This is a genomic window from Streptomyces ureilyticus, from assembly GCF_011045025.1.
GTDB lineage: Bacteria > Actinomycetota > Actinomycetes > Streptomycetales > Streptomycetaceae > Streptomyces > Streptomyces ureilyticus.
The window spans coordinates 1-25,685 of sequence record NZ_JAAKZX010000137.1 but is presented as its reverse complement, the minus strand read 5'-3'; the positions used below and the strand labels follow the sequence as shown (position 1 = coordinate 25,685).

28 protein-coding genes and 2 pseudogenes are annotated in these 25,685 nt (G+C 70.3%); 19 read left to right on the top strand and 11 right to left on the bottom strand.

Annotated elements, in window-relative coordinates; genetic code table 11:
• Window positions 1-186: 186 nt before the first annotated feature.
• Window positions 187-1,096 (bottom strand): annotated as a pseudogene (locus G6048_RS32540) (enolase C-terminal domain-like protein).
• Between the two features lie 120 nt (window positions 1,097-1,216).
• Entirely contained in the window at window positions 1,217-2,182 is a 966-nt protein-coding gene (locus tag G6048_RS32535; RefSeq protein WP_165343186.1) for a TIGR03557 family F420-dependent LLM class oxidoreductase, read from the bottom strand.
• Window positions 2,183-2,345: 163 nt separating this feature from the next.
• On the opposite strand from G6048_RS32535, the gene G6048_RS32530 reads away from it, so the two are divergent.
• Genes G6048_RS32530 through G6048_RS32470 form a run of 13 tightly spaced genes read left to right on the top strand, consistent with a single transcriptional unit; the run spans window position 2,346 to window position 12,432 of the window.
• Window positions 2,346-4,097, top strand: coding sequence for an FAD-dependent oxidoreductase (locus G6048_RS32530; RefSeq protein ID WP_165343185.1), 1,752 nt, complete (start codon window positions 2,346-2,348; stop codon window positions 4,095-4,097).
• The gene (locus G6048_RS32525; RefSeq protein ID WP_165343184.1) at window positions 4,094-5,941 is read left to right on the top strand and encodes a transketolase; all 1,848 of its coding nucleotides are present in this window, start codon (window positions 4,094-4,096) and stop codon (window positions 5,939-5,941) included. The genes G6048_RS32530 and G6048_RS32525 overlap by 4 nt, the downstream gene beginning before the upstream one ends.
• A 60-nt stretch (window positions 5,942-6,001) precedes the next feature.
• Window positions 6,002-6,928 (top strand): non-homologous end-joining DNA ligase, encoded by a 927-nt coding sequence (gene ligD, locus G6048_RS32520; RefSeq protein WP_165343183.1) that lies wholly within the window; start codon window positions 6,002-6,004, stop codon window positions 6,926-6,928.
• Between the two features lie 58 nt (window positions 6,929-6,986).
• Entirely contained in the window at window positions 6,987-7,364 is a 378-nt protein-coding gene (locus G6048_RS32515) for a gas vesicle protein GvpO (protein ID WP_165343182.1), read from the top strand.
• A 55-nt stretch (window positions 7,365-7,419) separates the two neighbouring features.
• Entirely contained in the window at window positions 7,420-7,857 is a 438-nt protein-coding gene (locus tag G6048_RS32510; protein ID WP_165343181.1) for a gas vesicle structural protein GvpA, read from the top strand.
• Window positions 7,854-8,672: a GvpL/GvpF family gas vesicle protein gene (locus G6048_RS32505; RefSeq protein ID WP_165343180.1), complete on the top strand. Its 819-nt coding sequence runs from the start codon at window positions 7,854-7,856 to the stop codon at window positions 8,670-8,672. The genes G6048_RS32510 and G6048_RS32505 overlap by 4 nt, the downstream gene beginning before the upstream one ends.
• Before the next feature lie 4 nt (window positions 8,673-8,676).
• Window positions 8,677-8,934, top strand: coding sequence for a gas vesicle protein GvpG (locus tag G6048_RS32500; RefSeq protein ID WP_165343179.1), 258 nt, complete (start codon window positions 8,677-8,679; stop codon window positions 8,932-8,934).
• 2 nt (window positions 8,935-8,936) lie between these two features.
• Window positions 8,937-9,611: a DNA primase gene (locus G6048_RS32495; protein ID WP_165343178.1), complete on the top strand. Its 675-nt coding sequence runs from the start codon at window positions 8,937-8,939 to the stop codon at window positions 9,609-9,611.
• Window positions 9,608-10,744 carry an SRPBCC family protein gene (locus G6048_RS32490; protein WP_165343177.1) on the top strand — a complete coding sequence of 379 codons (1,137 nt, stop codon included), beginning with the start codon at window positions 9,608-9,610 and terminating at the stop codon, window positions 10,742-10,744. The genes G6048_RS32495 and G6048_RS32490 overlap by 4 nt, the downstream gene beginning before the upstream one ends.
• Entirely contained in the window at window positions 10,741-11,127 is a 387-nt protein-coding gene (locus G6048_RS32485) for a gas vesicle protein (RefSeq protein WP_165343176.1), read from the top strand. Before G6048_RS32490 ends, G6048_RS32485 begins: the two co-directional genes overlap by 4 nt.
• Window positions 11,124-11,954, top strand: coding sequence for a GvpL/GvpF family gas vesicle protein (locus G6048_RS32480; RefSeq protein ID WP_165343175.1), 831 nt, complete (start codon window positions 11,124-11,126; stop codon window positions 11,952-11,954). Before G6048_RS32485 ends, G6048_RS32480 begins: the two co-directional genes overlap by 4 nt.
• Entirely contained in the window at window positions 11,951-12,139 is a 189-nt protein-coding gene (locus tag G6048_RS32475) for a gas vesicle protein (RefSeq protein ID WP_165343174.1), read from the top strand. The genes G6048_RS32480 and G6048_RS32475 overlap by 4 nt, the downstream gene beginning before the upstream one ends.
• Window positions 12,140-12,147: 8 nt before the next feature.
• Window positions 12,148-12,432, top strand: a complete 285-nt coding sequence (locus G6048_RS32470; protein WP_165343187.1) for a gas vesicle protein K — start codon at window positions 12,148-12,150, stop codon at window positions 12,430-12,432.
• A gap of 22 nt (window positions 12,433-12,454) precedes the next feature.
• On the opposite strand, the gene G6048_RS32465 is transcribed toward G6048_RS32470, so the two are convergent.
• The 3 genes from G6048_RS32465 to G6048_RS32455 all read right to left on the bottom strand — a co-directional run bounded on the left by G6048_RS32465 (window position 12,455) and on the right by G6048_RS32455 (window position 15,114).
• The gene (locus tag G6048_RS32465; protein ID WP_165343173.1) at window positions 12,455-12,625 is read right to left on the bottom strand and encodes a hydrophobic protein; all 171 of its coding nucleotides are present in this window, start codon (window positions 12,623-12,625) and stop codon (window positions 12,455-12,457) included.
• A 65-nt stretch (window positions 12,626-12,690) separates the two neighbouring features.
• Complete coding sequence (locus tag G6048_RS32460) at window positions 12,691-13,506, bottom strand: methyltransferase domain-containing protein (protein WP_165343172.1); 816 nt, start codon at window positions 13,504-13,506, stop codon at window positions 12,691-12,693.
• Between the two features lie 117 nt (window positions 13,507-13,623).
• Window positions 13,624-15,114 carry a bifunctional phosphatase PAP2/diacylglycerol kinase family protein gene (locus G6048_RS32455; RefSeq protein ID WP_165343171.1) on the bottom strand — a complete coding sequence of 497 codons (1,491 nt, stop codon included), beginning with the start codon at window positions 15,112-15,114 and terminating at the stop codon, window positions 13,624-13,626.
• 177 nt (window positions 15,115-15,291) lie between these two features.
• Here G6048_RS32455 and G6048_RS32450 point away from each other — a divergent pair, with 177 nt between their 5' ends.
• Complete coding sequence (locus tag G6048_RS32450) at window positions 15,292-16,911, top strand: ABC-F family ATP-binding cassette domain-containing protein (protein WP_165343170.1); 1,620 nt, start codon at window positions 15,292-15,294, stop codon at window positions 16,909-16,911.
• A 46-nt stretch (window positions 16,912-16,957) separates the two neighbouring features.
• On the opposite strand, the gene G6048_RS32445 is transcribed toward G6048_RS32450, so the two are convergent.
• Entirely contained in the window at window positions 16,958-18,100 is a 1,143-nt protein-coding gene (locus G6048_RS32445; RefSeq protein ID WP_165343169.1) for a baeRF2 domain-containing protein, read from the bottom strand.
• An 86-nt stretch (window positions 18,101-18,186) separates the two neighbouring features.
• Here G6048_RS32445 and G6048_RS32440 point away from each other — a divergent pair, with 86 nt between their 5' ends.
• Entirely contained in the window at window positions 18,187-18,420 is a 234-nt protein-coding gene (locus tag G6048_RS32440) for a DUF6158 family protein (protein ID WP_165343168.1), read from the top strand.
• A 119-nt stretch (window positions 18,421-18,539) separates the two neighbouring features.
• Here G6048_RS32440 and G6048_RS32435 read toward each other — a convergent pair whose 3' ends face one another.
• From G6048_RS32435 to G6048_RS32425, 3 genes are all read right to left on the bottom strand, one after another.
• A complete protein-coding gene (locus G6048_RS32435) occupies window positions 18,540-19,079 on the bottom strand; it encodes a type 1 glutamine amidotransferase domain-containing protein (RefSeq protein ID WP_165343167.1) in 540 nt (179 codons plus the stop codon).
• 113 nt (window positions 19,080-19,192) lie between these two features.
• Window positions 19,193-19,633, bottom strand: coding sequence for a CBS domain-containing protein (locus G6048_RS32430; protein WP_165343166.1), 441 nt, complete (start codon window positions 19,631-19,633; stop codon window positions 19,193-19,195).
• Between the two features lie 163 nt (window positions 19,634-19,796).
• The gene (locus tag G6048_RS32425; protein WP_165343165.1) at window positions 19,797-20,198 is read right to left on the bottom strand and encodes a DUF2795 domain-containing protein; all 402 of its coding nucleotides are present in this window, start codon (window positions 20,196-20,198) and stop codon (window positions 19,797-19,799) included.
• 137 nt (window positions 20,199-20,335) lie between these two features.
• Between G6048_RS32425 and G6048_RS51105 the strand changes: the two genes are divergently transcribed.
• Window positions 20,336-20,467: a hypothetical protein gene (locus G6048_RS51105; RefSeq protein WP_268979138.1), complete on the top strand. Its 132-nt coding sequence runs from the start codon at window positions 20,336-20,338 to the stop codon at window positions 20,465-20,467.
• A 150-nt stretch (window positions 20,468-20,617) separates the two neighbouring features.
• Here G6048_RS51105 and G6048_RS32420 read toward each other — a convergent pair whose 3' ends face one another.
• Window positions 20,618-22,414 (bottom strand): thiamine pyrophosphate-requiring protein, encoded by a 1,797-nt coding sequence (locus G6048_RS32420; RefSeq protein WP_165343164.1) that lies wholly within the window; start codon window positions 22,412-22,414, stop codon window positions 20,618-20,620.
• Between the two features lie 232 nt (window positions 22,415-22,646).
• Between G6048_RS32420 and G6048_RS32415 the strand changes: the two genes are divergently transcribed.
• Complete coding sequence (locus G6048_RS32415; protein WP_165343163.1) at window positions 22,647-23,441, top strand: RNA polymerase sigma factor SigF; 795 nt, start codon at window positions 22,647-22,649, stop codon at window positions 23,439-23,441.
• Between the two features lie 136 nt (window positions 23,442-23,577).
• On the opposite strand, the gene G6048_RS32410 is transcribed toward G6048_RS32415, so the two are convergent.
• Entirely contained in the window at window positions 23,578-24,708 is a 1,131-nt protein-coding gene (locus G6048_RS32410) for a PAS domain-containing protein (protein WP_165343162.1), read from the bottom strand.
• Between the two features lie 111 nt (window positions 24,709-24,819).
• Between G6048_RS32410 and G6048_RS32405 the strand changes: the two genes are divergently transcribed.
• Together G6048_RS32405 and G6048_RS32400 are read left to right on the top strand one after the other, a co-directional pair.
• On the top strand, window positions 24,820-25,533 hold the full coding sequence (locus G6048_RS32405) for an ANTAR domain-containing response regulator (RefSeq protein WP_165343161.1): 714 nt from the start codon (window positions 24,820-24,822) through the stop codon (window positions 25,531-25,533).
• Between the two features lie 19 nt (window positions 25,534-25,552).
• A pseudogene (locus tag G6048_RS32400) lies at window positions 25,553-25,685 on the top strand (IS3-like element ISRhosp5 family transposase); the annotation flags it as partial.

The following is a 25,685-nucleotide window of genomic DNA, read 5'->3' as shown; positions in this document are numbered from 1 at the left end:
GCTCTTCCCGGCGGGACAGCGGACCTGACGGGCCTTCCAGTCGATGGCGAAGGCGTTCCTGTCGAAGCCCGCGTGGGCCTTGGCCTGGGCGGAGGCACTGGCGGTTGCCGCACGCCTCAAGCGCAAGCCGCTTGCCGAACAGCGCAGGCGCAAACACCGAGTCCGCTGAGGTAGGACCACTGCGACTCAAGCCACGCGGTACTGCTCCATCTCCTCCCTCCGCAACGTCAGCCCATGTCCGGCGCCCCTGTCGTCCGGGCGAACCTCGCCGCCCGTGGGATCCAGGGTGGCGTCGAAGAACATCGACTCGATGCGGACGTGGTCGTGGAACCACTCGATGTGGCGGAGGTTGGGGATGGCGGCGGCGACCGCCGCGTGCGCGTGCGGGGCGCAGTGCGCGGAGACCTCCAGGCCGTGGGACTGGGCGAGGGCGGCGGCGCGCAGGAACTCCGTGAGGCCGCCGGTGGGGGTACCCCACGCCGTTTTAGGCAGTGGGGGAGGGTGGCGTCGACCTGGAGGCAGTCCACCGCGCCGGCCGCGATCATCCGGGCGAAGTACGGCAGGTCGTAGCCGTACTCGCCCGCCGTGACGTCGCACAGCAGCGCGTTCCGGACGAGGCGCAGCCCGTCAGGTCGTCCGAGGACACCGGCTCCTCGAACCAGCCCACGCCGTGCTCGGCGAGCGCGCCCCCGATGCGTACGGCCTGCTGGCGCGTGTAGGCACCGTTCGCGTCGACGTACAACTCGGTCCCCGGGCCGATGACTTGACGCGCGGCGCGCACCCGGTGCAGATCCCGGGCGACCTCCCGCCCCCAGCTCTCACCGATCTTGATCTTGACGCGCGGGATGTGCTGACCTTGCACCCAGTGGTTCAACTGGGCCGCCAGCCGCGTGTCGTGGTACGTCGTGAAGCCCCCACTGCCGTACACCGGCACGCTTTCGTGGGTGGCGCCGAGGAGGCGGGTGAGGGGGAGTTCGAGAAGGCGCCAAGGTGGCCACCCGATGACGGTCGCGTCACCCGCGGCCACCTCGACGACCACCATGGTCGTGCTGTCCCAGGCGAGAGTGCCGTCCGCCTCGGGCGCGTCGGTAGGCACGGTGTCGTGGACACGACGGGAGCCCGAAGCTCCACCTGGCCCTTCACGGCAACTCGGCCCGGACGGCCGGGAGAGGAGACGCCGTCCGGACCGAGAGCTCGCGGGGTCGCCGCAACGACATCAGCGAACCCCCTGCTGAAGCTGCGGCAGCACCTTCGTGCGGTAGAAGTCGAAGAACGCCCGCTGATCAGGCCCGATCTGGTTGACGTAGACGCGATCGAACCCGGCGTCCGCGAACGCGGCCAACGCACCGACGTGCTCGTCCACGTCATCCCCGCACACCACGTTCCGGCTCACCATGTCCTCGGTGATCAGCGGCTCGAGCTGCTCGAAGTGCCGCGGTGAGGGCAGCACCTGGCCCATCTCGCCGGGCAGCAACTGGTTGGCCCAGAGCCGATGCACGGTGCGGACGCACTCCTCGCGGTCCTGGCCGTAACAGACCTTCGTGCCGCCGCTGACCGGCTTGCCGCCACCGCCGCCCTTGCGGAACTGCTCCACCATCGACTCCTCCGGCATCATCGTGATGAAGCCGTCGCCGACGCGGGCCGCGAGGGCGGTCGCCTGGGGGCCGAAGCCGGAGATGTCGATCGGGGGCGGCTCTTCGGGGACGGTGTAGAGGCGGGCGTTCTGGACCGTGTAGTGGGGTCCGGAGTGGTTGATCTCCTTGCCGGTGAAGAGCTGGCGCATCACCTGGATCGACTCCTCCAGCATCTCCAGGCGGACATGCGCGGGCGGCCAGGCGTCACCGAAGATGTGCTCGTTCAGGGCCTCTCCGCTGCCGACGCCGAGCCGGAAGCGGCCGTTCGTCATCACCGCGCTGGTCGCGGCGGCCTGCGCCACGACCGCCGGGTGCATCCGTACGGTCGGGCAGGTGACCGCCGTACCGATCGGCAGGGACACGGCCTCGGACAGGGCGCCGATCACAGACCACACGAAGGGGCTCTGGCCCTGCTCGTCGTTCCACGGGTGGAAGTGATCCGAGATCCACAGTGACTGGAAGCCGGCCTGCTCGGCCATCCGCGCCTGCTCGACCAGCTCGGCGGGACCGAACTCCTCGGTCGCCAGGAAACAGCCGTACTCGACCATGGGGCACCTCCGCGGCGGGGCGGGTCGGGTCCTCGTCCGGGTATCCCCGGGGTGCGGCGCGAAACGCCGCTGCTCCAGGGCGGACGACGTTTGGGTGCCCGGGCCGGGGGGACGCGGAAAGCCCGTACGAGCGACCCCTACGAGCCACCCGCCGGAGGCGAACATGAGTCGACCCCGCGTCGTGATCGTCGGTGCCGGCTTCGCCGGGTACCAGACGGCACGCACCCTGTCCCGGATCACCCGGGGCAGGGCCGAGATCACTCTCCTGAACCCGACGGACTACTTTCTGTATCTGCCCCTGCTGCCCCAGGTCGCCGCCGGGGTGCTCGAACCGCGCCGGGTCACCGTCTCGCTCGCCGGCACCCTGCCGCGCGTACGGCTGGTGCTCGGGGAGGCCGACGGGATCGACCTCGAAGGGCACTCCGTGCACTACACGGATCCCGAGGGGGACGGCGGCAGGCTCGAGTACGACCGTCTTGTGCTGGCCGTCGGCAGCGTCAACAAGCTGCTGCCCGTGCCCGGTGTCGCCGAGCACGCGCACGGGTTCCGGGGGCTGCCGGAGGCGCTCTATCTGCGCGATCACGTGACGCGGCAGGTGGAGCTCGCGGCGGCATCCGACGATCCCAAGAGCGGTGCGTCGCGGTGCACCTTCGTGGTGGTCGGTGCCGGCTATACGGGTACCGAAGTCGCCGCCCATGGACAGCTGTTCACCGACGCGCTGGTACGCAAGCAGCCGCTCAGGCAGGGCATACGGCCGCGCTGGCTGCTGCTCGACATCGCTCCGCGCGTGCTGCCCGAGCTCGACGAACGCCTCTCGCGTACGGCGGACCGTGTGCTGCGGGGGCGTGGCGTCGAGGTCCGTACGGGGACCTCGGTGGAGGAGGCGACGCCGACCGGAGTGCGGCTCAGCGACGGGGAGTACATCGACACGCGCACCCTTGTGTGGTGTGTCGGGGTGAGGCCCGATCCGCTGGTCGAGGGGCTCGGGCGACCGCTGGAGCGCGGGCGGCTGCTGGTCGACCCGTATCTCCAAGTGCCGGGCCACCCCGAGGTGTTCGCGTGCGGGGACGCTGCCGCTGTGCCGGATCTGGAGAAGCCCGGCCAGTACACGCCGATGACCGCCCAGCACGCGTGGCGGCACGGCAAGGTCGCGGGCCGCAACGTCGCCGCCTCCCTCGGCGTCGGCGAGCGCCGCGTCTACCGCCACCGTGATCTGGGCTTCACCGTCGACCTCGGCGGAGCGAAGGCCGCCGCCAATCCGCTCGGCGTGCCGTTGTCAGGCCCGCTCGCCGGAGCCGTCACCCGCGGGTACCACCTGGCCGCCCTGCCCGGCAACCGCGTCCGGGTCGCCGCCGACTGGCTCCTGGACGCCGTACTCCCGCGCCAGGCCGTCCAGTTGGGCCTGGTCCGCTCCTGGTCGGTCCCCCTGGAATCGGCTTCTCCGGAGCTGGCCCGGGTGGCGGGCGGCCCACCACCCCAGAGCCGCCCCGCTCCGGTCACGCGCGGGACGCCCGCCGCGACGCAGGGGGCCGACACCCACGCGGTCCCGGACCCCGGCAGGCCGGGGGCTGGGACGGGGCCGAAGAAGTCGGCGGTGCTGGATCCCGGGAGGCCAGGGGCGCCGGGTGACGACGGGCCTGGTCATGCTGACGGGACGGAAGCGGGCTCTGGTGGAGCCGCGACGCCCGGCGCCGATGAGCCTGCCTCCGGCAGGTCTGCGGGTTCTGGTCCGGGTGGGTCAACCGCGTACACACCTATGGCGTCCGGTGTCGGCGAACCCGCTTCCACCGAGCCGGAGGCAGCCGACCCCGACCAGCCCACCCACGCCGAGCCGGAGGCACCCGGCCCCCGCAAGCCCGGTGCCGCCCGGCCGGCAGGCCCCCGCCACGACAACCCCCCGGAGGCAGCGTCATGAAGAGCCGTCAACTGGTTGAGATCGCACAGCAGTTGCGGGTGGACAGTGTGCGGGCGGCGGCCGCTGCCGGGTCTGGGCATCCGACGTCCTCGATGTCCGCTGCTGATCTGATGGCTGTGCTGCTCGCGCGGCATCTGCGGTATGACTTCGAGCGGCCCGCTCATCCCGCGAACGACCGGTTCGTCCTGTCCAAGGGGCATGCCTCGCCTCTGCTGTACGCCGCGTACAAGGCTGTCGGGGCCATCAACGAGACCGAGTTGATGACCTTCCGGCGGCTCGGGAGCCGGCTCGAGGGGCATCCGACGCCGCGGCGGCTGCCGTGGGTGGAGACGGCCACCGGGTCGCTCGGGCAAGGACTGCCCGTCGGTGTCGGAATCGCGCTGGCCGGGAAGCGGCTCGACCGGGTCGGCTATCGCGTCTGGGTGCTGTGCGGCGACAGCGAGCTGGCGGAGGGCTCCATATGGGAGGCGGCCGAGCACGCCGCGTACGAGCATCTCGACAACCTCACCGCCATCGTCGACGTCAACCGGCTGGGCCAGCGCGGCCCGACCCGGCACGGCCACGACCTGGACGCGTACGCCCGCCGCTTCCAGGCCTTCGGCTGGCACACGATCGAGGTCGACGGACACGACATGGACGCCGTGGACCGCGCGTACGGCGAGGCCCTCTCCACCGTCGGCCAGCCGACCGTGATCCTCGCCCGCACCCTCAAGGGCAAGGGCGTCGCCGCCGCGCAGGACCGCGAGGGACTGCACGGCAAGCCGCTCAAGGACGCCGACGAGGCGATCGCGGAACTCGGCGGAGTGCACGACGTCCGCGTAGAGGTCCAGCCCCCGCCCGCCGCCCGGATGCTGCACGCCGTACGGACCGGACACCTGGACCTGCCGCGCTACGAACTCGGCGACGAGGTCGCCACCCGCGACGCCTTCGGCCAGGCGCTCGCCGCGCTCGGCACGGCACGCGGCGACATCGTCGCCCTCGACGGCGAGGTGAGCGACTCGACGCGCTCCGAGTTCTTCGCGAAGGAACACCCCGACCGGTTCTTCGAGTGCTACATCGCCGAGCAGCAGCTCGTCGCCGCCGCCGTGGGACTCGCCGCACGCGGCTGGGTGCCGTACGCCTCGACCTTCGCCGCGTTCCTCACCCGTGCCCACGATTTCGTCCGCATGGCATCGGTCAGCGGCAGCGGTATCAACCTGATCGGCTCGCACGCCGGCGTCGCGATCGGCCAGGACGGACCCTCGCAGATGGGCCTGGAGGACCTGGCGATGTTCCGCGCGCTGCACGACTCGACTGTCCTCTACCCGTGCGACGCCAACCAGACGGCCCATCTCGTCGCCGCGATGGCCGGCTGCGAGGGCATCCGCTATCTGCGGACCTCACGCGGCGCCTCGCCCGTCGTGTACGGGCCCAACGAGGAATTCCCGATCGGCGGCAGCAAGGTGCTGCGCGTCTCCGCCCAGGACCGGCTGACCCTCGTCGCCGCCGGAGCGACGGTGCACGAGGCCCTGACCGCCGCGGACCGGCTCGCGGAGGACGGCATCCCCGTCCAGGTCATCGACCTGTACTCCGTCAAGCCCGTCGACCGCCGCACCCTGCGCGAGGCCGCCGAACACACCGGCTGCCTGATCACCGTCGAGGACCACCGAGAGGAGGGCGGCCTCGGCGACGCGGTCCTCGACGCCTTCCTCGACGGCCGCCCGATGCCCCGCCTGGTCCGCCTCGCCGTGCGCACCATGCCCGGCTCGGCCTCGCCCGCCGAGCAGCTGCACGCCGCGGGTATCGACGCCGAGGCGATCGCCGTTTCGGCAAAGCTGCTGGTCGAGCATGCGGTCGTGCGATGAGGGCCGAGTGAGAGCCGGATAACCGACAGCCACCGATGTACGCGTACGGAGGGAATCGTCATGGGCGGCACACGGACCGTACGGGCCGGCCGACGCACCGTGGAGGTGCACCGGCCCGACAAGGTGCTGTTCCCCGGCGAGGGGCGGGCCAAGGAGTACACGAAGGACGACCTCGTCGCGTACTACCGGGAGGTCGCGCCCTTCATGCTGCCGCACCTGCGCGGCAGGCCACTGATGCTGGAGCGGCACCCGGACGGTCTCGACGGGCCCCGGTTCATGCAGAAGAACCTCCAACCGCACGATCCGGACTGGATCAACCGCATCGAGGTGCCCAAGGAGGGCGGCACCGTCTGCCACCCCGTCTGCGACGACACCGCCACCCTGCTCTACCTCGCCGACCAGGCCAGTCTGACCCTGCACCGCTGGCTGGCCCGCGCCGACGCGATCGACCGGCCCGACCTGCTGGTCTTCGACCTCGACCCGGCCGGCGACTCCGCCGATGACTTCGACTCCGTACGCCGGGCGGCCCGCCGGCTCGGTGAACTCCTCGACCGGATCGAGCTGCCGTCCGCGCTGATGACCACCGGCTCACGCGGCCTGCACGCCGTCGTGCCGCTCAACGGACAGCACGACTTCGACGAGGCACGCGAGTTCGCCAGGGCCGTCGCCGGCACACTCGCCGACGCGCACCCCGACGAGCTCACCACGGCAGCCCGCAAGAAGAACCGCGGAGACCGGCTCTACGTCGACGTACAGCGCAATGCGTACGCCCAGACCGCGGTCGCCCCCTTCACCGTGCGCGCCCGGCCCGGCGCTCCGGTGGCCACCCCCATCAGCTGGGACCAGCTGGACGATCCGGACCTGGGCCCTCGCCGCTGGACCATCGACAACGCCGTCGACCAGGCCCGTACCGACCCCTGGTCGGCCCTGCCGCGCCGCGGACGGGCGCTGGGGCCCGCGCGGCGCAAGCTCGACGCCCTGCGCTAGACGCCCTGGACCAGAGGTTTGGCCAATGGCCTAGGGGCACTCGGAAGGCGAGGTGGCCATGTCGAACAGATCGAACACATCCAGAAAATCGAGTTCCCGAGGTCCTGCGGATTCAGGATCTGCGGAACCCCGGGAAGACCGGCAGAACGGTCCGGCGGACGACGGGCCGGGCCCCATGGAGGTGCTGCGCCACGCGCGCACTCAGCTCGCCGAGCTCACCGGCATGGCGGCCGAGTCCGTGTCGTCCTTCGAACGTACCGAGGACGGCTGGGTACTGGAGATCGAGGTCCTGGAACTCACCAGGGTCCCCGACACGATGAGCCTGCTCGCGAGCTACGAGGTGACCCTCGACCCCCATGGTGAGCTCACCGGCTACCGGCGCGTTCGCCGTTACGAACGCGGGAGGGCCGAACCACATAGGCCTGGCGGCCGGTAGGCCGCCGACCCGCGCACCCCCACACACTCGCAACCCACAAGGAGGAACGGTCGGTATGACCGTCGTCCCAGCTCAGCAGACCGGCGGCGGAGGCGGCTCCAGCGGCCTCTATGACGTGCTGGAGCTCGTTCTGGACCGGGGGCTCGTCATCGACGCCTTCGTCCGGGTCTCCCTCGTCGGTATCGAGATCCTGAAGATCGACGTCCGTGTCGTCGTCGCCAGCGTCGACACCTATCTGCGCTTCGCGGAGGCGTGCAACCGGCTCGACCTGGAGGCGGGCCCGCGCAAGAGCCCCGGCCTGCCCGACATGGTCGGCGAGATCACCGAGTCCGGCGCGCGCGGCAAGTCCAAGGGAGCGCTGTCGGGCGCAGCCGAGACCATCTCCGGCGCCTTCAAGCAGGCCCGTGAGGAGGGCCAGGGCGAACGCCAGGCCGAGTCCAGGCCGCGCGCCCGCAAGTCCACGGCGACGCGCAAGAAGGAGGAGCCGGAGTGAGCACGTACGTGTACGGCATCACCGCCGACTCCCACCCTTCGCTTCCCGAGGGAATGGACGGCGTCGGCGACCCGGCGTGCTCCGTGCGCGTCGTCAAGGAGGGCGGTCTCGCCGCTGTCGTCAGTGACGCTCCGGAAGGGCTGCGGCCCAAGCGCAAGGACTTGCTGGCCCACCAGAACGTGCTGGCCGAGGTCGGCGCGGGCGGCCCGGTGCTGCCCATGCGGTTCGGCAGCGTCGCGACCGACGACGCCACCGTCGCCGGCGTGCTGGCCGAACGCGCGGACCACTACAAGGAACGCCTCGACGCGCTGGCAGGCAGGGTCGAGTACAACGTCAAGGCCAGCCACGAGGAAGAGGCCGTACTGCACCGCGTGATGTCCGAGAACCCGGAGGTCCGTGCGCTCACCGAGGCCAACCGGCAGGCCGGCGGCGGCGGTTACCAGCAGAAGCTACGGCTCGGCGAGATGGTGGTGGCCGCGGTGAAGGCCCGTGAGGCGGAGGACGCCGCCGAGCTCCAGCAGGCACTGGAGCCGGTCGCCGACGCCGTGAGTGCGGGCCCCGAGTCCAGCGGATGGCTGGCCAACCTGTCGTTCCTGGTGGCCCGAGAGACGGCGGAGGTGTTCCTCACCGCCGTCGAGCAGGTCCGCAAGAGCCATCCGCACCTCGATGTGCGGGTCAACGGACCGCTGCCACCGTACAGCTTTGTCGACCCGGGCCCCTCCGAGCCGGCGGACACCACGATCGGCTCGGACGCCACAACGGACGCCGAAGCTGAGCGAATTCAGGAACGGATGCAAGAGCGGATCCAGGAGTGAACCCATGGGACTGATCGGTGAAGTGCTGCTGCTGCCGCTCGCCCCGGTGCGCGGCAGCGCATGGGTCGTCAGACAGGTGCTGAACGAGGCGGAGCGGATCTACTACGACCCGGCCACCGTGCGGACCGAACTCGCCCGGCTCGAGGAGCGGCTCGAGTCGGGCGAGATCGACGAGGAGGAGTTCGACCGACTCGAGGACGAACTTCTCGACCGGCTGGAGATCAGCATGCGAGGCAACGCGGGAACAAGCGAGTGGACGTGACCATGAACCGAGTGGGACTGGGCCTCGCGGTAGGGGCCGGATACGTCCTCGGACGTACGAAGAAGATGAAGATGGCGTTCGCCGTCGGCTCTCTGGTGGCCGGTAAGAAGATGAATCTGAGCCCGCGGGCGCTCGCGAATCTGGTGAATGAGCAGCTGCAGAACAACCCGCAGGTCAAGGAGATCGGCGACCAGCTGCGCGAGGACCTGAGTGGAGTCGGCAAGGCGGCGTCCGGTGCGCTGGTCGAGCGGCGGATCGACGCGCTGGCGGACCGGCTGCACGGCCGGACCGAGCAGGTCCGCGGGCAGCTCGCGGATGTGACACCGGACGTGCCGGGTCTCCGGGACGAAGAGGAGCCCGAGGACGAACGCGAGGAATCCGAAGAAGAGGCATCCGAAGAACCGGATGAGGCTGCTGAGGCCGAGGCCGAGGGCGAGTCCGAAGAGCCGGAGGCGGAGGAGCGCGAGGAGGCCGAGGCCGAGGAGCCGCAGCAGGGCGCCGCCAAGAGGGCGGCGAAGAAGGCACCGGGCAAGAAGCCGGCCTCGAAGGGGCCTGCGAGGAAGGCCCCCGCCAAGAAGACAGCGGGCAAGAAGACGGCGGCGAAGTCCGCCAAGAAGACGCCGACGAAGAAGACGGCCGCACGCGGCCGAGCTGCCGAGGGGAGGCAGGGACGATGACGGACACCCTCGGGACGGCGACGGGCCGGGCCAAGAACGGCCTCGGGACGGCGACGGAACAGGCGAAGGAGACGAAGGGCGGCCTCGGCGGTCTGGGAGGCGTCGCGCAGAGCGAAGCCGCCGACCGGCTCAAGGCGGAGCTCCAGGAATACCTCGCGGCCCAGGCCCAGCACATGCTGATCGGCTTCGGCCGCAAACTCGGCGAGACGACCGGCAAGCTCAACGACATCGCCGCGGGCAACAGCCCCGGCTTCGCCAAACTCGCTCTCGACGGCGGCCGCAAACTCGCCGAGGGCAAGGGGCCGTTGAGGTCCGCCCTGGAGCTCGGCGCGGGCCGGGCCAAGGACAAAGTGGTCGGCGCCTTCAAGGGCATGGCCGGCGGCGGCAAGGGTAAACGCAAGGGCCGCGCCGGCAAGAAGCCCACGGTCATCATGGAGTTCATCGACGTCGGCGTGCCACTGCGCACGGCGTACGACCAGTGGACCCAGTACCAGGACTTCAGCACCTTCGCAAAGGGCGTCAAGGGCGCGAACCGCGTCGACGACACCACCTCCGACTGGCAGCTCAAGGTCTTCTGGTCCAACCGCAGTTGGAAGGCCAACACCACGGAACAGGTGGCGGACGACCGGATCTCCTGGACGTCGGAGGGCAGCAAGGGTACGACGAAGGGCGTCGTCTCCTTCCATTACCTCGCCGAAAACCTCACTCGCATCCTGCTGGTCATCGAGTACTACCCCCAGGGGTTCTTCGAGAAGACCGGCAACATCTGGCGCGCCCAGGGCCGCAGGGCGCGCCTCGACCTCAAGAACTTCGCCCGCTTCATCACGATCAAGGGTGAGGCGGAGGACAGCTGGCGCGGGGAGATCCGCGACGGCGAGGTGGTCCGCAGCCACGAGGACGCGCTCGCCGAGGAAGAGGAGGAAGGCGAGGAGCCCGAGGAACCTGAGGGCGCGTCCGAGGACGAGGGCCCGTACGCCGAAGAGGAAGAAGAAGGGGAAGAGGCGGAAGAGGAGCCTGAGGGCGAGTACGAGGACGAAGAGGTGCCCGAGGGCGAGGAGGAAGAAGAGGAGCCTGAGGGCGAGTACGAGGAGGAGGACGAGTACGAGACCGCCCAGGGCGGGAGCCGCCGATGACCACTCCCGGCCGACTCCCCGAACCGTACGGGCGCGACACCAGCGCCAATCTCGCCGACATCCTTGAGCGTGTGCTCGACAAGGGCATCGTGATCGCGGGCGACATCCGGATCAATCTGCTCGACATCGAACTGCTCACGATCAAGTTGCGGCTCATTGTGGCCTCCGTCGACAAGGCGAAGGAAATGGGGATCGACTGGTGGGAGGACGACCCGGCGCTGTCCACGCGGGCGCGCCGGGACGAACTGGCCCGGGAGAACGCGGAGTTGCGTGCGCAGGTCGCCGCGCTGGAGCGCGGGGAAGTCGGACGCGGGGAAGCCGGGCGCGGGGAAGTCGAGCGCGGGCGCAAGCGTACGGAGCAGACGGAGGAGGAGGCCCCATGAGCGGTCTGCGTTATGTGTATGCCATCTGCCGCCCTCTTGGTTCCACCACCCTTCCCTCCCAGCTGACGGGCGTCGCGGGTGTGCCGCCCAAGCAGCTGACCCATCACGGACTGGTCGCCATCGTCAGTGCCGTACCGGAGGAGGACTTCTCCGAGGAGCCGCTGAAGGCCCACCTGGAGGACCTGGACTGGCTCAGCGCTACCGCGCGGGCCCACCAGAGCGTGATCGACGCGCTCACCGTGGTCACCTCGCCGCTGCCGCTGCGGCTCGCCACCGTCTTCCGGGACGACAGCGGCGTACGCACGATGATGGAGACGCAGGAGGAGACCTTCCGCCGGACGCTCGACCGGATCGAGGGGCGGGTGGAATGGGGCGTGAAGGTCTACGCGGAATTCTCGGAGTCCTCGGAGGCCTCGGATTCCCCGAGGTCCTCTGGGGCCTCCGGATCCACAGAAATTTCCGAGGACACTGGCGCGAAAAGCGTGAAAGTCGGCTCGGGGCGCGACTATCTGCGACAGCGGCGACAGCAGCGCAGAGCTCACGAGGACAAATGGGAGCAGGCCGATGAATTCGCGCGCCGACTGCACGACGCCCTTTCCCGGGTCGCGGAGGACGCCCGCATCCACGCACCGCAGAACCCGGCGCTTTCCCGCGCCTCCGGACGCAATGTGCTCAACGCCGCCTATCTCGTACCGCGCGCGGAATCCGAGGAATTCGTGGAACTGGTGGACCGAACGAAAGGCGATGAGCCGGGCCTCCGGGTGGAACTCACCGGCCCCTGGGCCGCGTACTCCTTCAGCGGCCCGGCGGGACAGGAGGGCGCATGACCGTCGTCGAACGCCGGGAGATCGCCCTCGTCGACCTGCTCGACCGGCTGCTCGCGGGCGGGGTCGTCATCACCGGTGACCTGACCCTGCGGATCGCGGACGTCGATCTCGTACGCATCGACCTGAACGCGCTCATCAGCTCGGTGAACGAACAGGTCCCCTCGCCCTGGCAGGAGCCGTTGTGACTGACCGTGTGACCGACCGGAGGAACCGTCTCGACCTCGATCCGGACACCGTGGAACGCGATCTGGTCAAGCTCGTGCTGACCGTCGTCGAGCTGCTGCGGCAGCTGATGGAGCGGCAGGCGGTCCGGCGTTTCGACACCGGGGAGCTGACGGAGGACCAGGAGGAGCGGATCGGGCTGACGCTGATGCTCCTCGAGGACCGGATGGCCGAGCTGCGCGATCGCTACGGACTGCGGCCCGAGGACCTCAATCTGGACCTCGGGCCGCTTGGACCGCTGCTCCCGAAGGAATAGCCGCGGAATAGCTGACGAACAGCTACCAGCGATACCAACGGGACCTGGTGCCGGTCGTGGTGGTGCTGCGCATCAGGAATCCGAGCAGCCACACGACGAGAACCGCCAGGGCAATCCACCAGAGCAGTTTCACCGCGAATCCGGCACCGAAGAGAATCAGCGCCAGAAGCAGTACCAGCAGGATGGGAACCATATCTGCTACCTCCTCGTGCTGTCCGGGTTTCCCGAACCGGGGGAATCAGACCGCCTGAGACCGTATTAGATTGGCTTTCGGCAGAGAATTTCTCCGTGCGGGCAGGAGAACCACGCGTCCTCCTGCCGCCCCCATTCCCGCCAAGCCTCCGACACAGCTCGCAGTTGATCCTCCGTCGCATGGCCGCCCTGCGTGGCGCGGTCCGCGTACGCCGAGGCGAGCGTGCGGTCCGCCCACAGGCCGCTCCACCAGGCGCGCTCCTCGGCGGTGGCGAAGCACCAGGTGCTGGAGGAGGCGGTGATGTCGGTGAAACCGGCTTGCAGCGCCCAGGACTTGAGGAGCCGCCCGGCGTCCGGCTCACCGCCGTTGGCGCGGGCCACCCGCAGATACAGGTCCAGCCAGTCGTCCATGCCGGGCGTCCGCGGATGCCAGACCATCCCCGAGTAGTCCCCGTCCCGCGCGGCGACGAACCCGCCGGGCTTGGTGACCCGGTACATCTCGCGCAGCGCCCGCACCGGATCCCCCACGTGTTGCAGCACCTGATGCGCGTGGACGACATCGAAGGTGTCGTCCGGGTAGTCCAGCGCGTGCACGTCCGCGACCGCGAACTCGACGTTCCCCACGCCCCGTTCGGCAGCCGTGGCCCGGGCCTGGTCCAGGATGCCCAGCGCCTGGTCGACGCCGGTGACCCGGCCGTCGGGGACCAGGTGCGCCAGGTCTGCGGTGATGGTGCCGGGCCCGCAGCCGATGTCCAGGATCGTCATATGGGGCTTCAGCGAACTGAGGAGGTACGCCGCCGAGTTGTCGGCCGTACGCCAGGTGTGCGAGCGCAGCACGGACTCGTGGTGCCCGTGGGTGTAGACGGCGGTCTCCTTCGACATGGCGTCCCCTTCCGTGGCGGTACCGGTCTGATCACCGTACGCCGCTGTGTCGAATAATGAGACCCGCGTCTTGATATATGAACGAGCTGTGGATGAGGCAAGGTGCTGAACGTGTCCTCAGCGGTGGGCGAGCGGCCGGTACACCGTCAGTGCTTCCGGCAGCTTCTCCAGCGTCAACTCGCCCTCCACCGACGTCACTTCGCCGTCGTACGCCAGAAGCGTGCCGGGTGCCACGCCGTCCACCCGGAGCCCGCCGACCCGTACCGCCGCATGGACGGGGGAGCGGGTCAGCGGTCCCGCGACGGCCGCGGCGAGCAGCCGGACGGCGGGTTTGCGGCCCCCGTGCACGACCCGCACGTCAAGGCGGCCGTCCGCGAGGTCGTAGCGGCGGCCGGGGATCGGGCCCATGCGGTGGTACATGCCGTTGCCGGCGAACAGCAGCCACAACGGCCGTTCCGTGCCGCCGATCTCGGTGCGCAGCGGATGCCGGTCGGCGCGCAGCACGCGCAGCGCCGCGAGCACCCCGGCAGGCCAGCCGCCGATCCGCCGCGACCAGCGGTCCCGCTCCCGCACCAGCTCGGGATAGACGCCCAGGCTGCAGGTGTTGAGGAAACAGCCGTCGACGTCGCCGGCCTTGAAGTAGCCGACGTCCACGCGTACGGCATCGCCGTGCCGGACGGCTTGGCTGAGATCGCGTACGTCCTCCACGCCCAGGTCGTGCGCGAAGTGGTTGAGCGTTCCGCCGGGCAGCACCGCGAGCGGCAGGCTGTGGCGCACGGCTACCTCCGCCGCCGCGTTCACGGAGCCGTCGCCGCCGCACACGCCGAGGACCACGGCCCGCGCCGACGCCTTCTCCAACTCGGCCCGCAGTTCGGCCGCTTCGCACTCGATGACCTCGGCATGTGGCAGCGCGTCGCGCAGTACACGTACGCGGTCCGGGGTGCCCGCCTCCTTGTTGGCGACGAGCACCAGCCCCTCGCCCTCGGGGAGCGCGGGCGCGTCCACCCGCGGGCGGCCGGGCGGCGGCAGCTGGTCGCGGGTCGGCACGAGGCCGCGTACGGCATAGGCGGCGCCCGCGCCGAGTGCCGCGCCCGCGAGGACGTCACTCGGGAAGTGGACGCCCGTGTAGACCCGGGAGAGGGCGACCGCGGCGGCGGCCGGGGCGACGGCCGCGCCCAGCCGCCGGGACTCCAGGGCGACGCCCGTCGCGAAGGCCGCCGCCGACGCCGAGTGGCCCGAAGGGAACGAGGTGGTGATCGGCTGCCGTTCCAGCTGACGGATCAGCGGAACCGCGTGCAGCAACGGGCGCGGGCGGCGCACGCTGCGCTTGCCGAGGGTGTTGATGGTCGCCGAGGCCACGGCCAGCGAGGCGACACCCCGGGCGGCGGCGCGGCGGGCCTTCGGCGAGCGCGTCGCGGCGAGGGCGGTCGCCGTGGCGAACCACAGCACCCCGTGGTTGGCGCTGCGGCTGAGCCTCGGCAGGACGCGGTCGGCGCCCGGCCAGTGCCGGGCCGCCACGGCGTCGAAGAGCCGGCAGTCCAGGGCCAGCAGCCGGTCACGCAGGCCGTGGCCGGGTTCCGGAACGGTGAGGTCTACATCTGCGCTCATGGGCAGCGAGTACCCCCGCTACCCATGACTGCGCATAACTGTTTGCCGCGCGCCCTTGTTGGACCGGACAATGCCCAACCGTGACTCCGCTCCCCACCTGAAGGAGGGGGCTTCCAACTCGAAGGCTGCGGTCCAGCCCGAACCGATCCCTTGCGGGACGAAAGGAAAATATTACAGATGGGACATCTGGAAGCGGCGCACCTGGAGTACTACCTCCCCGACGGGAGGGCGCTCCTCGGCGATGTGTCCTTCCGGGTGGGCGAAGGGGCCGTGGTCGCGCTGGTGGGGCCCAACGGCGCTGGAAAGACAACCCTGTTGCGGCTGATCTCGGGGGAGCTGAAGCCGCACGGCGGCACCGTCACCGTGAGCGGCGGGCTCGGGGTGATGCGCCAGTTCGTCGGGTCCGTACGCGACGAGACCACCGTGCGCGACCTGCTCGTCTCCGTCGCGCCGCCCCGGATCCGCGAGGCGGCCAAGGCCGTCGACGCCGCCGAGCACGCCATCATGACCGTCGACGACGAGGCCGCCCAGCTCCAGTACGCACAGGCGCTCGCCGACTGGGCGGAGGTCCAGGGGTACGAGGCCGAGACGCTGTGGGACATCTGCACGATGGCCGCGCTCGGCGTGCCGTACGACAAGGCGCAGTTCCGCGAGGTGCGCACGCTGTCCGGCGGCGAGCAGAAGCGGCTCGTACTGGAGGCGCTGCTGCGTGGCGGTGACGAGGTGCTGCTGCTCGACGAGCCGGACAACTACCTCGACGTGCCCGGCAAGCGCTGGCTGGAGGAACGGCTGAAGGAGACGCGCAAGACGGTCCTCTTCGTGTCCCACGACCGGGAGCTCCTGGCCCGCGCCGCCGAGAAGATCGTGAGCGTGGAGCCGGGACCGGCAGGCGCCGATGCCTGGGTGCACGGCGGCGGCTTCGCCACGTACCACGAGGCGCGGCGTGAACGCTTCGCGCGCTTCGAGGAGTTGCGTAGGCGCTGGGACGAGAAGCACGCGCAGCTGAAGAAGCTGGTGCTGAATCTGCGGCAGGCGGCCACGATCAGCCATGAGCTGGCCTCGCGGTACCAGGCCGCCCAGACCCGCCTGCGAAAGTTCGAGGAAGCGGGCCCACCGCCGGAGCCGCCGCGCGAGCAGGACATCACGATGCGCCTGCACGGCGGACGTACCGGCGTAAGGGCCGTCACCTGCAAGGGACTTGAGCTCACCGGCCTGATGAAACCCTTCGACCTCGAGGTCTTCTACGGCGAGCGCGTCGCCGTGCTCGGCTCCAACGGCTCCGGCAAGTCGCACTTCCTGCGGCTGCTCGCGGGCGGCGACGTCACGCACACGGGGGAGTGGAAGCTCGGCGCGCGCGTCGTCCCCGGGCACTTCGCACAGACGCACGCCCACCCCGAGCTGGAGGGCCGTACGCTCCTCGACATCCTGTGGACCGAGCACGCCCAGGACCGCGGCGCCGCGATGTCCCGGCTGCGGCGTTACGAGCTGACCGCCCAGGCCGAGCAGCGCTTCGACCGGCTCTCGGGCGGTCAGCAGGCCCGCTTCCAGATCCTCCTGCTGGAACTGGAAGGGTCCACGGCCCTGCTTCTCGACGAGCCCACCGACAACCTCGACCTCGAGTCGGCCGAGGCCTTGCAGGAGGGTTTGGAGGCGTACCAGGGCACGGTTCTCGCCGTGACCCATGACCGCTGGTTCGCCCGCTCCTTCGACCGCTACCTGGTGTTCGGCAGCGACGGGAAGGTGCGCGAGACGACGGAGCCGGTGTGGGACGAGCGGCGGGTGGAGCGCGCACGGTAGCCGACCGGGGCGTACCCGCTGGGCCGTATCTACGGGCCGTATATGGCTACGACCGTGTCTGCGGGTGTTCGGTCCAGCGCAGTATCGCGCCGATGCCGCCTGCCGGAGGCGTCTGAGGGCTGGGCTCGGGCACGGCGGGCGTCAGCGACAGTGCCGCGGCGCCCGACGCGATCACGGACCGCAGCAGCGCGTCGTCCGCCCGTGCCGCCCAGGGGCGCGGCTCGCCCAGCGTCTTCGAGTCCGTGCGCCGCACCGCCAGCTGGTCGGGGGCCTCGCCGACCCATACCTCGCGGTGGGTGTCGCCGCCCTCCGGGATGATCAGCAACTCGTCGATCCGGTGCTCGCGGGCCGCCTCGATGACCGCAGGTACGCCCTCGACGGCGCCGACGTTCCCGTCCGCGTCCGGCGCCCGGGCCGCCAGGAACCGCTCCAGATCCTCGGCCGCCCGGCGGCGCACATGCTCCGCGCGGATCCGCTCCACGTCCTCGTCGAGCAGGCGGCTGCCGGCCCCGTGCGGCGCCTCCATCGTGCGGTCGTGCAGCCGCTGCGGCAGTCGCTCGTGCACGGCCCGCCGCTCTCGGTCGTCGCCAACGAGAATCAGCAGGTCGGCCTGGGTCTCCTCCTGGCATACGGCGAGCGCGTCGGCGATCTCCGCGGCGTTGTGCTCCCAGGTGTTCTCCACCCGGAGCTGGAAGTGCCGTTCCGACCAGTCGACGGTGCTCGTACGGTGCAGGGGCCACTGCCTCCCGGTCACCGAGCCCGCGTGCCGGCTGCCCAGCGCGGAGCGCAGCTCGAAGTCGGCGCCCCGCCGGTCGACGTACGCCACCACACAGACCGGGTCCTCACCGAGCAGATCGAGCAGCGGCGCGGTGTGGGGGAGCGCCGACCAGGTGACGGACAATCCGCCGGGCGGGGGCGTGGCCAGGGCGGGGTCGAGGACGACCTCGCCGCCGGTGGCGAACAGGGCCCGGCCGTGCGGTTCCGTGGAGTGCCGCAGCTCCTCGAGGGCGGACCGCACGGCCTGGCAGGTGGGCTCGTCGGCGCCCTGGTCCGCGAGCTGCCGGGATGCCGCCTGCGCCGTCAGCGACCGTTCGTGAGGGGTGTTCTCCGTGTGCTGGGTGGTGCCGACATACACGGAAGCCCAGGGTCCCGGGTGTTCGTACAGTGGACGCAGAAAGGCGAGATCCATGGCTTCCTCCCGGATGCCGTTCGGGATATTGCTTGCCGGGCGGGTACCCGGACGCTCCGAAGGAACACGACGATCGGGGTACCACCATGACCGGAGTCGACCCGGGTCTTCTGGACGACCAGCAGCTGATGAAAGAGCTGGAGACGATCCACCGCACACGCCACGACACGCTGCTGCACGGCTCGAATGACGCGCTGCGCATCCACAACGAGCGGATGGCGCAGCTGGAGGGCGAGTACCTGCGCCGCAACCCGCGCCGCCCCGTGGCCCCGGGCCGGACACGGGAAGGCGCGCGGGAACGGCAGCCGGGCGGGGCGTGACCGGCTGCCGTTCCCGCGCTCGGCTTCCCAGGTCGGCCTCGGCTTCCCGGCCGGCAGGTCGGTGGACCGTAGGTCAGTGGTCAGCTGGACCCTAGGTCAGTGGTCCGTAGGTCAGCAGCTCAGCGGCGCTTGGCGAACTCCTCCATGAACGCCTCGCAGAACATCTTCAGGTCGTCCGGCTTGCGGCTGGTGACCAGCGTCGACGGCGCGGCCTCACAGACCTGGACCTCCTCGTCCACCCAGGTGCCGCCCGCGTTGCGGATGTCCGTACGCAGACTCGGCCACGAGGTCAGGGTGCGACCGCGGACCACGTCCGCCTCCACGAGCGTCCACGGGGCGTGGCAGATCGCGGCGACCGGCCGTCCCTTCTCGAAGAAGTCCCGTACGAACGACACGGCCCGCCCGTCCATACGCAGCGCGTCCGGGTTGGCCACGCCGCCCGGCAGCACCAGGCCGTCGAAGGAACCCGCGGACGTCTCGGACACGACCTCCTGCACGGGGAACACATCCGCCTTGTCGAGATGGTGGAACGCCTGGATCTGACCGGGCTTCGTGGATACGAGCACGGGTTCGTGACCCGAGTCGATCACGGTCTGCCAGGGGTCGGTGAGTTCGATCTGCTCGACGCCCTCCGGCGCCATCAGAAACGCGATACGCATCAGTTCTCCACGTCCTCTCCAGACAGGTCCTCTTTCGACCCGTCCGCTCGGCACGTCCTTCCTCGCCGGCTCACCCTTTCCCGGCACGAGCCGCCTTTCCTCCCGCCGTTGGTTCAGCGGATCATGGTGCCCGGTGAGTCGTCGGGCGCCGCGCGGCTGATCTCCGCGAGGGCCGAGTCGGGGTCCTCGGAGACGGCGAGGTCGCCCAGGCTGACCATGCCGACCGGGTGGCCGTCCTCGATGACCGGCAGCCGGCGTATGGCGTGGTCGCGCATCAGCTCGACCGCGGCCGAGACCGCGTCGTCCGGGCCGATCACCACAGGGTTCGGCGTGCACACGGCCTGGGCGCTCACCGTCAGCGGGTCGACGCCCTCCGCGACCGCGCGCAGCGCGATATCACGGTCCGTCAGGACGCCGAGGAGGCTGCGGTCGCCGGCCACCAGGACATCGCCGATGTCCTGGGCGCGCATCAGTTGCGCCGCTTCGACGAGCGAGGCGTCCGGACGGACCGTGACGACACCTGGCGTCATGAGTTCCCTGACGAACTGGGCCATGGCTGTGGGCCTTCCTGCATTCCCCGCTACCGGGGTGGGGTACTGCTCTGCTACGGGTTCGACGGAGTGATGTCGCCCGCAGTACCCCTGCGCGGGCGGCCTATGCCTCGGCGTATGACTCCGTCGCAGATTCGGCGCGGTTTCCTCAAGGAGCGCTCACCTCTCACCGGTTCTCGCCGGTCTCGCCGCTCGCGGTCCGTACGACCGCTTCGGCGAGCTCCTGAGCGGTGTGGTAGACCGCCTTCCTCGGCAGCCGCTCCAGCGGTTCGACGAGCCCGTCGGGCGCGTGCCTGCCGCGCAGGAGACGGATCAGTTCACGAGGACCCGCGGGGAAGGCCGTACGGCCCAGATGCCGCGCCAGTTCGTAGCGCACCGCCTCCTCGGAACCCCGGCCGGCGTCCGGCCTGACCGGCCCGCCCGCGACCCACGGGTCGTCGTCGGCGGACGGCTCCGGGTCGTGCCACTCCTCGGTCCTGGTCGGGTGGCCCGACCGGAGCAGGCCCTGCAGTTCATGCTTCATCTCGTCGTCCTTGTGGACGCTGAGCCGGTCGCTGCCTCGCTGCATGTCTCCCTCCAGACACTCGGGGGTGGACCCTCGTGTACCCGCACCCCCGGTATCGACACGAAGGGTTTGTCCGCTCGTGGCCTGGAGACCCGATTTGCGCCATCCCAATCGCACATCTCCTGGGGAAGGACAAGGCCATGGCGATAGTCGCTGTGATCATGCCGGTCCTGATGCTCGGCGTCGTCCTGGCGCTCGGCCGCTACGAGGAGTGGCTCCTCCCACCGGCCCGGCACCCCGACGAGCCCGAAACGCACGCGCTGCCCCACTGACAGGCGCTGCCCCACTGATCAGTGACCGAGTGATCAGTGACCGAGCCGGACGGCATCGGCCCCCGGCGCCGGGGGAAACGCCGAGGGCCTGTTCGGAAGCCGTCCGTCAGGAGTGCAGCCGTACGTCTCCGTGAGGAGTGCAGCCGTACGTCAGTGGCGGTCGCGCCCCGGCAGGAACTCCTGGACCTTGGCCTTGAACCCCTGCCGGACCATGGAAGAGCGGTCGAAGTCGCCCTTCAGGATGGCGGCGGCGGTGGCCTCCATCTGCTCCCAGGTGGCGTGCGGCGGGACCGGCGGTACGGCGGGGTCGGTCAGGAACTCGATCACCGCGGGACCGTCCGCCTCCAGGCCCGCACGCCAGCCCGCCTCGACGTCCTCCGGCTTCTCCACGCGGATACCGGTCAGCCCGAGGGAACGGGCGAAGGAGGCGTACTGCACGTCCGGGATCTCCTGCGAGGGCAGGAAGGACGGTGCGCCCTCCATCGCGCGCATCTCCCAGGTCACCTGGTTGAGGTCGTGGTTGTTCCAGACGCCCACGACGAGCCGGGGATCCTCCCAGCGGTCGCGGTACTTCGCCGCCGTGATCAGCTCCGCGAGCCCGTTCATCTGCATCGCCCCGTCCCCGACGAGCGCGATCGCGGGCCGGTCCGGATGCGCGAACTTCGCCCCGATCGCGTACGGCACCCCGCAGCCCATCGTGGCGAGGGTCCCCGACAGCGAGGAGCGCATTCCGGCCCTGTGCGTCAGATGACGTGCGTACCAGTTCGCGGGCGAGCCCGAGTCGGAGGTGACGATCGCGTTGCCGGGCAGCAGCGGATCCAGCGCCCGGGCCACGTACTCCGGGTTGATCGGATCGGCGGACAGCTGGGCCCGGCGCTCCATCACCTCGCGCCAGCGCGTCACGTTCGCGCACACCGTGTCGTACCACTCGCGCCCGCGGTCCTCCCCGTGCAGCAGCGGGATCAGCCGCTCCAGGGTCGCCTTCGCGTCTCCGACGAGATTCACCTCGTACGGATAGCGCATCCCGACCATGTGCGGATCGATGTCGATCTGCACGCCCCGCGCCTTGCCGAACTCCGGCATGAACTGCGTGTACGGGAAGGAGGAGCCGATGGTCAGCAGCGTGTCGCAGTCGCGCATCAGCTCGTACGAGGGCCGGGTGCCCAGGAGGCCGATCGCGCCCGTGACGTAAGGGAGTTCGTCGCTCAGCGCGTCCTTGCCGAGCAGCGCCTTGGCGACGCCCGCGCCGAGCAACTCGGCGATCCGCTCCACCTCGGGCTGGGCCCCGGCGGCACCCTGGCCGATCAGAATGGCCACCTTGTCACCGGAGTTGAGCACCTCGGCCGCCCGCTCCACGGACTCCTGTGACGGAATCGCGGTCCACGCACTGCGGCCCAGGCTGGAGGGGACCATCTTGAACTCGTGGGTGGGGGCGGAGTAGTCGAGGTCCTGGACGTCTCCGGGGATGATCACGGCGGTGGGGGCGCGGCGCGCGTAGGCGGTGCGGATCGCCCGGTCCAGGACGTTCGGCAGCTGCTCGGGAACCATGACGGTCTCGACGAAGTCGGAGGCCACGTCCTTGAACAGGGTGTGCAGATCGACTTCCTGCTGGTACGAGCCGCCCATCGCGCTGCGGTGCGTCTGGCCGACGATCGCGAGCACCGGCACATGGTCGAGCTTGGCGTCGTACAGGCCGTTCAGCAGATGGATCGCGCCGGGTCCCGAGGTCGCCGTGCACACCCCGAGCCGGCCCCCGAACTTCGCGTATCCGACCGCCTCGAACGCGGACATCTCCTCGTGCCGCGACTGGATGAACTTGGGGTGGTCCTCGGCCCGGCCCCAGGCGGCGAGGAGGCCGTTGATGCCATCCCCTGGATAGCCGAACACGTGTTCTACGCCCCATTCGCGCAGGCGCTGCAGGACATGGTCGGCGACCTTGGTGCTCATACGGGACCTCCCGGGGGTGACGGATGTACCGCCCGAGTCACCCGCGCGCCGCCGGAAAAACCTTCGGGTGTTTGCCGCCCGCGCAGAGGGGCAGGCGAATGTCAGTGCTTCGGACAGGAGGCACGTCCGTGGGAGCGGCGAGGACCCGCCACGGGTGTGCCTGTCAGGCTGTAGGCGCGCTCCCACGGTGACCGTCCAACCAAGGCACCACTCAAGGGAGTTGCGACGCACCATGCAGACTCACGCGAGCGCCAAGCACCACCCGCACGACGACGCCCCCGACACCGCGGAGGCGTTCCGCACCCTCGCGAAGCTCCCTCCGGGACAACAGCGCGACACACTCCGTGCGGAGATCGTCGAGGCATGGCTTCCCATGGCCGAGCGGCTCGCAGGACGGTTCCGCAGCCGCGGAGAGAGCTTCGAGGACCTGCGCCAGGTCGCGGCGCTCGGCCTCGTCAAGGCCGTCGACCGGTACGACCCCGAACGCGGCAACGCCTTCGAGAGCTACGCCGTGCCGACCGTCACCGGTGAGATCAAGCGGCACTTCCGCGACCACATGTGGACCCTGCATGTGCCCCGTCGGGTCCAGGACCTGCGCAACCGGGTCCGCTTCGCCAGCCAGGACCTGTCCCAGACCATCTCCGGCCGGCAACCCACGGTCGCCGAGATCGCCGAGCACGCGCAGATGAGCGAGGAAGACGTGCGCGTCGGGCTCGAGGCGCTGGAGAGTTTCACCGCGCTCTCGCTCGACGCCGAGCTGCCGGGCAGCGAGGACGGGTACTCCCTGAGCGACGCGCTCGGCTCCTCCGACCCGTCGCTGGACGTCGTCGTCGACCGTGAGGCGGTCAAGCCGCGGCTGCAGGCGCTGCCGGAACGCGAGCGGGCCATTCTGTACATGCGGTTCTTCGGCGACATGACGCAGAGCCGGATCGCCGAGCAGCTCGGCATCTCGCAGATGCATGTGTCTCGGCTGATCAGCCGGTGCTGTGGGAGGTTGCGGGACCAGGTCATGCAGGATGCGGCGTAGCTCCGCTGGTTGTGCGGTGGGGTTCGTTGTCGGCTGACGGTCCGTTGTGGCTGGTCGCGCCCCTGAAGGAAGGCCTGCGGCCTCCTTCAGGGGCGCGGGACCGCGCCGGGCTTTGCCGGGCTCGCCCTGCCGGGTCCTAGCGGCGGTCCAAGTTCCGTAGCGCCAGGGCTATGTGACGGGACACCATGTCCAGTATCTGGGCCTCGGCCATGGAGAAGGCGAGTCTCGCGCCGCAGCGGAACAGGGTGAGGACGCCCTGTACGGTGCCGGTCACGGTCAGGGGGACGCACAGGAGCGATGTGACGTTCGCGCCGACCAGGACGGGGGTGCCCGAGGCGTCCTTGCCGAAGGCGTCGGGGTCTTCCGGGCGTACCTGAAGGGCCGTGGATCCGCCGCGTGCCGCCTCGACCACGAGCGGGCACCCGGCGGGATCCTGCGCCTGGAGGTCCTCGACCTGCGTGCCGGGCCGGTCCGTCGGTCCGAGGACGGTCATACGGCACAGCCGCGCGGCCCCCTCGTCGGTGATCACCCAGTCCGCGAAGCGTCCGTGCAGCACTCGGGCCGCCCGCTCCAGCACGGCGGCCCGGGTCTTCGCGGGCTCGGCCAGTAAGGCCGTGGACATGGCGTCCACCAGGTCCAGCTGTGCCTGATGCCGGGTCGTCTCGGCCAGGTCCGGCAGCGGACCGGGGGAGCCCTCGGCCGACGGTATCCGTGCGTCCGCGGGCTGCAGCACCACGAGTACGGAGGTACGCGGCTCACCGCTGGTCCGCACCGCGGTCATCGTCGCGCGCACGGAAACGGAGGGGCGCTGCTGAAGGTGAACGGTGAGACTGCGGTCGCCCTCGCCCCGGGCCACCGCCGCGACCTGGGAACGGAACGCGGCCCGGTCGGCGTGCGCGAGGAAACCGGTCAGCGCCCGGCCCGTCGCGTAGCCCGGCCGTATCCCGGTGAACTGGGCCGCCGCGTGGTTGAGTCTGCGGACCACCGTCTCGCGGTCCATGAGTGCGACGGGCAGGGGAAGGCGTTGGAAGATCGCCCGCAACAGCTGCTGCTCCTGGCGGTCGGTGGAGGGTCCATTGGATGTGCCGCCCGAGGTCAGCCGCTCGTACCACGGCCACAACTGGTCGGCCACATGATCCAGTTCAAAGAGTGCCGCGTCGAGCACCGTCTGAAGGTCACCGCTCGGTACGGACCGCGCCGCCTTCAACTCCGCGACACGGCGCACGAAATCCTCGAGCTCTTCCCCGAATTGATCCGTCTGCGCCATGCACTGAACCTAACCCGTCTCCGGCCGTCGCGGGGAGGCCGGAGTGGAACCGGCCATTTTCGTTTCTCCCGAGGGCGGGTGGGCAAGCGCAAAAAGTAAGGAGGTACACACATGCCGGACGCCGAGCACATCGGCCATCTGGGCACGGAGTCTCCGGAGTCCGCGCTTCCTGCACGTCGGCTGTCGGAACTCGCCGAGAAGTCCGCGCGCTGCACCACCGACTGCTGCGGCGCGAGCACCACGGTTTCCAACGGCGGTGCGGAGCGGCCGGCCGCCGTGACCCATCCCGATCTGGCGGGCCTCGTCTCGGTCCAGCTCCGCTCCGGCGAGGGCCCGATCCCCGTCGCCGTGGACGGCGGCGAAACCGTCGAGACGGGCGATCTGCTGCGCGTGGAGCGCTGGCCGCAGTACCGGGCCGTGGCACTCGACGCGGGCGTGCGCTCCTGCGTCACGATGCCCTTCCGGCGCCCCGGACTGACGGTGACGCTCAGCCTGTACAGCTTCCGCCCCGACACCCTCGAGGACGCCTCGCACGGTCCCGCCCGAGCGCTCGGTGACCTCGCCGCGAACAGTCTCGTACGCGACCGCTCCTACCGCGCCGCGCTCACCGAACTCGACCACCTGGGCACCGCGTTGCGCACCCGGCCGGTCGTCGACCAGGCCTGCGGCATCATCATGCACGTCCTGGCCTGCGACGCGGACGCGGCGTTCGCGGTCCTGCGCCGTGTCTCCCAGGGCACCAACCGCAAGCTGTCCGACGTCGCTTCGTCGATCGTCGAGACGCGGGGGCGGGGCTTGGAGCAGGAACTGGTGTCGCTCTCGTAGGTGGTTTGCCTCCGGCGTGCCGGAATTGCTGCAGCGCGACTTCACCGCGAGCGAGCCGAACACCAAGTACGTCGGCGACATCACGTATCTGCCCGTCGGGGATGGTCAATTCCTCTACCTGGCAACGGTGTTGGACCTGCATTCCAAGCGGC

Bases quoted from the DNA above. Each gene is read 5' to 3' on its own strand.
- G6048_RS51105 (WP_268979138.1), top strand. From the start codon at position 20,336: ATGGCGATAGTCGCTGTGATCATGCCGGTCCTGATGCTCGGCGTCGTC.
- G6048_RS32440 (WP_165343168.1), top strand. From the start codon at position 18,187: ATGACCGGAGTCGACCCGGGTCTTCTGGACGACCAGCAGCTGATGAAA.
- G6048_RS32430 (WP_165343166.1), bottom strand. From the start codon at position 19,633: ATGGCCCAGTTCGTCAGGGAACTCATGACGCCAGGTGTCGTCACGGTC.
- G6048_RS32465 (WP_165343173.1), bottom strand. From the start codon at position 12,625: ATGGTTCCCATCCTGCTGGTACTGCTTCTGGCGCTGATTCTCTTCGGT.
- G6048_RS32415 (WP_165343163.1), top strand. From the start codon at position 22,647: ATGCAGACTCACGCGAGCGCCAAGCACCACCCGCACGACGACGCCCCC.
- G6048_RS32490 (WP_165343177.1), top strand. From the start codon at position 9,608: ATGACGGACACCCTCGGGACGGCGACGGGCCGGGCCAAGAACGGCCTC.
- G6048_RS32475 (WP_165343174.1), top strand. From the start codon at position 11,951: ATGACCGTCGTCGAACGCCGGGAGATCGCCCTCGTCGACCTGCTCGAC.
- G6048_RS32405 (WP_165343161.1), top strand. From the start codon at position 24,820: ATGCCGGACGCCGAGCACATCGGCCATCTGGGCACGGAGTCTCCGGAG.
- G6048_RS32480 (WP_165343175.1), top strand. From the start codon at position 11,124: ATGAGCGGTCTGCGTTATGTGTATGCCATCTGCCGCCCTCTTGGTTCC.
- G6048_RS32445 (WP_165343169.1), bottom strand. From the start codon at position 18,100: ATGGATCTCGCCTTTCTGCGTCCACTGTACGAACACCCGGGACCCTGG.
- G6048_RS32450 (WP_165343170.1), top strand. From the start codon at position 15,292: ATGGGACATCTGGAAGCGGCGCACCTGGAGTACTACCTCCCCGACGGG.
- G6048_RS32410 (WP_165343162.1), bottom strand. From the start codon at position 24,708: ATGGCGCAGACGGATCAATTCGGGGAAGAGCTCGAGGATTTCGTGCGC.
- G6048_RS32425 (WP_165343165.1), bottom strand. From the start codon at position 20,198: ATGCAGCGAGGCAGCGACCGGCTCAGCGTCCACAAGGACGACGAGATG.
- G6048_RS32535 (WP_165343186.1), bottom strand. From the start codon at position 2,182: ATGGTCGAGTACGGCTGTTTCCTGGCGACCGAGGAGTTCGGTCCCGCC.
- G6048_RS32510 (WP_165343181.1), top strand. From the start codon at position 7,420: ATGACCGTCGTCCCAGCTCAGCAGACCGGCGGCGGAGGCGGCTCCAGC.
- G6048_RS32420 (WP_165343164.1), bottom strand. From the start codon at position 22,414: ATGAGCACCAAGGTCGCCGACCATGTCCTGCAGCGCCTGCGCGAATGG.
- ligD (WP_165343183.1), top strand. From the start codon at position 6,002: ATGGGCGGCACACGGACCGTACGGGCCGGCCGACGCACCGTGGAGGTG.
- G6048_RS32530 (WP_165343185.1), top strand. From the start codon at position 2,346: ATGAGTCGACCCCGCGTCGTGATCGTCGGTGCCGGCTTCGCCGGGTAC.
- G6048_RS32515 (WP_165343182.1), top strand. From the start codon at position 6,987: ATGTCGAACAGATCGAACACATCCAGAAAATCGAGTTCCCGAGGTCCT.
- G6048_RS32455 (WP_165343171.1), bottom strand. From the start codon at position 15,114: ATGAGCGCAGATGTAGACCTCACCGTTCCGGAACCCGGCCACGGCCTG.
- G6048_RS32460 (WP_165343172.1), bottom strand. From the start codon at position 13,506: ATGTCGAAGGAGACCGCCGTCTACACCCACGGGCACCACGAGTCCGTG.
- G6048_RS32485 (WP_165343176.1), top strand. From the start codon at position 10,741: ATGACCACTCCCGGCCGACTCCCCGAACCGTACGGGCGCGACACCAGC.
- G6048_RS32435 (WP_165343167.1), bottom strand. From the start codon at position 19,079: ATGCGTATCGCGTTTCTGATGGCGCCGGAGGGCGTCGAGCAGATCGAA.
- G6048_RS32500 (WP_165343179.1), top strand. From the start codon at position 8,677: ATGGGACTGATCGGTGAAGTGCTGCTGCTGCCGCTCGCCCCGGTGCGC.
- G6048_RS32525 (WP_165343184.1), top strand. From the start codon at position 4,094: ATGAAGAGCCGTCAACTGGTTGAGATCGCACAGCAGTTGCGGGTGGAC.
- G6048_RS32495 (WP_165343178.1), top strand. From the start codon at position 8,937: ATGAACCGAGTGGGACTGGGCCTCGCGGTAGGGGCCGGATACGTCCTC.